General features: G+C 30.6%; 2 protein-coding genes. Both read right to left on the bottom strand.

Annotated features, from left to right (window positions below; all coding sequences use genetic code 11):
* On the bottom strand, positions 1 to 2,994 hold a 2,994-nt coding region (locus tag N4A40_07635), incomplete at its 3' end, for a hypothetical protein (protein ID MCT4661719.1).
* Positions 2,995 to 3,091: 97 nt separating this feature from the next.
* Positions 3,092 to 3,744: hypothetical protein (locus N4A40_07630; GenBank protein MCT4661718.1), on the bottom strand; the 653-nt coding region annotated here is incomplete at its 5' end.

The raw sequence follows: 3,744 nt of genomic DNA, 5'->3' as shown, positions 1-3,744 counted from the left end.
TGGCTCATATACTAGTTCTATTTCTTCTATAATGATATATCTTCTATCTGCAATTTGATATTTTAATTTCACCATATCACTTCTACTAAAATCATTGTACAATTTATCTAATACTACCTGCTCTGTTTCTTCTTCAATCAAGTTAAAATACCTGCCATCATCTGATATAAACTCGGTTTCACCATCGTCTATATCGTTTATGATAAATATGCCAGTTTTCATTTCACTTTTCTTTAGAGTAGCCTTTGTTATTTCTGCAAAATAAGTATCACTCTTTTTATCTTTTATCAAATGCAATTCAAATTCGTTTTCATATTTATCTATAAAATCTTCTGTAAAATAAGACTCTTCTCCGTAGAGAATCTTTTCATCTATTTTGTAGCTATTTCCACTAACATCAACGAATTCTTGCTCCCCTTCAAAGTGTCCTTTTATTCCATCTCCTTGGCTATTTATAAATACTATCGAATGTATTTTACTATCTTGTTCTTCAAATAGAATTGGTCTCTCATACTCAGTGTACTCATCTAGATCTAAGGCACTTACCTCTTTTAGCACGTATTTATTTTTCAAATCTCTCATGTCTTTTACATCTAGTTCTATAGGTGTTGAAAAATTTTTGATATCCATAGAATATATTTCAATATCATCTATGTTTTGATTTGCTTTGAAATTGCGTCCAGCATCTCCATAGAGCATAATACGGCCCTTTAACATTTCACTTCTGTTAGTATACAGCTTAGATTTACCAAATAACAATATTTTGTTAGAAATCGTTTTACTACCACTTGGTGATATACTTGAATATGAAAAAGAGCTCTCAACGTCATACAATAAGAATTGTAATTTTCCTTCATCATCTAAGGCTATACTAGCCTCATTGTAATCATCAATGTATTTTGATATTTTAAAATCTCTTCCAAATTCGATTCTTTCTTTTTGCTCTTCTTTAAAGTCACTATCTAGAGTATTAATTGATGCTCCAAACCCAAATGTCACACTATTTTCATCGTGATCTAGTATTCTATAAACTCTTTTTTCATCTATATTTCCAGCAACTTCATAGTCTAATAATATTCCATCATCTACAGTCTTTATGCGAATCAATCTATTTTCATTTTCTATAGCCTGCTCTATATCATCAAATGTTTTTTCATCTAATACCTCTAACTCCGAACTGTATCCCCCTCCATAACAATATCTAAATGTCAGATTATTCTCATCACCAAAATGATTTAAATATGCAATTTTCTCTTCTATATCATCTTCATCAAGCATTCTATATCCTATAATTTCATCATTTTGATAGTACGCTAATATCAAATCATTACTTTCAATTTCAGATAAATCTATTTTGTCTTTGTAACCCTTAAATTTGTGTATTTTACCAGCAAGGTCTACACTCATCTCCACGCGATCTTTGTAGTCTTTGATATCTGAAACTTTTCCCATCATTTTAGAAGAATATTCAGCTTTTTTGGCTAAATTTTCAAACAATATTCCTACCACTTCGTCTGTTTTTATTGGAGATCTAATTAAAGTGCAGTCAAATTCTGAATCAAGATTGTAATATTTCAGCACATCATATCCATCAAAATATTCCCATTTATCATCAGCTAGTCCCATGGCCATTTCCAAATTTTCTAAATCAATTAGGTCATTATCTTCAATCTTCAAATACTCTTTTTCATAAAAACCTTCACCATGTACTCTTTTTATACAGTTCTCTCCTGAATTTACATGATACTTTGGAGAATTTTTTAAAATCACATGCGCACTTTCACTCAACTCTTCTATTTCGTCAATATACTCTAATTCAGTATAAATAATCTGCCCTGTTTCTATATTGAGGTTTTCTTTTCTCACTTTTTCATAGCTATCTGACAGCTTTTCTCCGTTCATATCTTCTCTATCTAGTACATAAAATTCACCGTCTAAATTCGAAGAATCAGTTTCACCAGTAGCTCCCTGTCCACGAGTATCTTCCATCATTACATATTCTACTTCTCCATCATCTATGTCTTTTATAAATACTATATTTTCGCAATCGTCGAGTTCGCCTTTGAGATCCATGTCATCATCATCTTTTGTATCATCTACAATTTCTTTAACATTTAAAAGAATCATTTTTCCGTTTTCATTTAAGAATCTTCCTGTGTACTTTTGATTTCTTTCCAAATCCATACTATCTTGATTTAATTCAATTTCCACATCAGATTCATCATCAAAATCAATTGCCGCACTATCTCCTGATACTCTGAAATTGCTGAAGTTTTTTTCAAAAATAGTAATAGGCTCTGAACCCACGATAGCTTTTCTCTCAAGATACCAATAGCAATCGTCTATATCTTTTTTTTCACCATCACCAAAAAATCCACTCAAATTACCATCATCATCTATAAATGTTTTGATTGGAATATGGCTGAATTTTTCAAATACCTCATCTATATAATAATCAGAGTATTCCTTTAAAAATTCTTCACTTATCTTTAAGCTAAAATATTTTATATGTGTATCGTTTGATTCTGAGTTATAATTTCTATTTGGTCCATATCCAAATATCCATCTATCTCCTATTTTTGCTGATAAATAGTATTTTCCGCAGTTTTTTTCACCGACTACCTTTTCAATAGCTAGCAATTCAGCATCATCACGTATATCATCTTTTAGGTACAATCTATACATAACATTTCTGAGAATTCGACCTTCATCTAAATTTACTAAATGAGTCTTTAATTCCTCATTTGAAACGCTCAGCTCAAATTTCTTTTGGGAAAAATCGTCTTGAGCTCTAACAGATATACAATCATCATCAATGTCGTAAATCTCCCCATAATACACATGCTCAGCTGTGCTCTTATCTCCAACCACATAATCGCTCTTTATGACACCTCTCGGTATCATCTCTTCTGCAAAAGCCACATTTCCAAGTAGTACTACAGAAATTATGGCTAAAATCCATATCGATAATTTGAATTTATCTCTCCTTATCATCTCTTTACATCCCCCATTCATTAATTATGTTAAAAATTCCCTGCAATTAATTATACTATCTTGTTTTATGTGTGTAAATCAGATGTGTGAAATTAATTTACTCTGCATGTAAATACAATTCATATTCACCAATTACCTGAATAAAATCTATGTTTCCAGCCTCATCGAAATGTGCATATAAATAATCATTTTTAGACAGATCCCTGTCTATACCCCATTTCATTACTTTTGCTCCCTCTACAGCTTTGTACTTTTCTTCCACTATATTTTCGATGTATACATCATAATCTCTTGCCTTTAATTTTCCTCGTTCTAGTGTCAAATTTAGACCATCTATATTTTTCAATCTATATATAGGCGCTTTTTCTCTCAATGGATCATAGAAATGTTCTATCGATTCAACAGCTATTCCTGTTTTCCCAAATTCTCTACAATCTATTTTTACAATTTCTCCAGCTTTGAAATTTTCAAATATATCTTTGACTATTATCTCATCCATTTCATCTAAGTATAAACTTTTATAGCCAGTCTCATAGTTTATAAAGCTTGCTCTATGATTTTCACTATCTATTTCATTTACTATAGCTATAGTCTTTTTTCTTTCGCCGCTTATATGTGTCTTATCTTTTATAAATACAAAATAGTCCCGAAAACCATCAATTTTTACTAAATCTACACCGAATTCATTTTTGTATACTTCTAGTAAATAGTACATTACTCGATTGTTATTATCACAAACAACCAAATTAT

It is taken from the genome of Tissierellales bacterium, from assembly GCA_025210965.1.
Taxonomy (GTDB): domain Bacteria; phylum Bacillota; class Clostridia; order Tissierellales; family JAOAQY01; genus JAOAQY01.
This window is presented reverse-complemented; position numbering and strand designations above follow the sequence as displayed.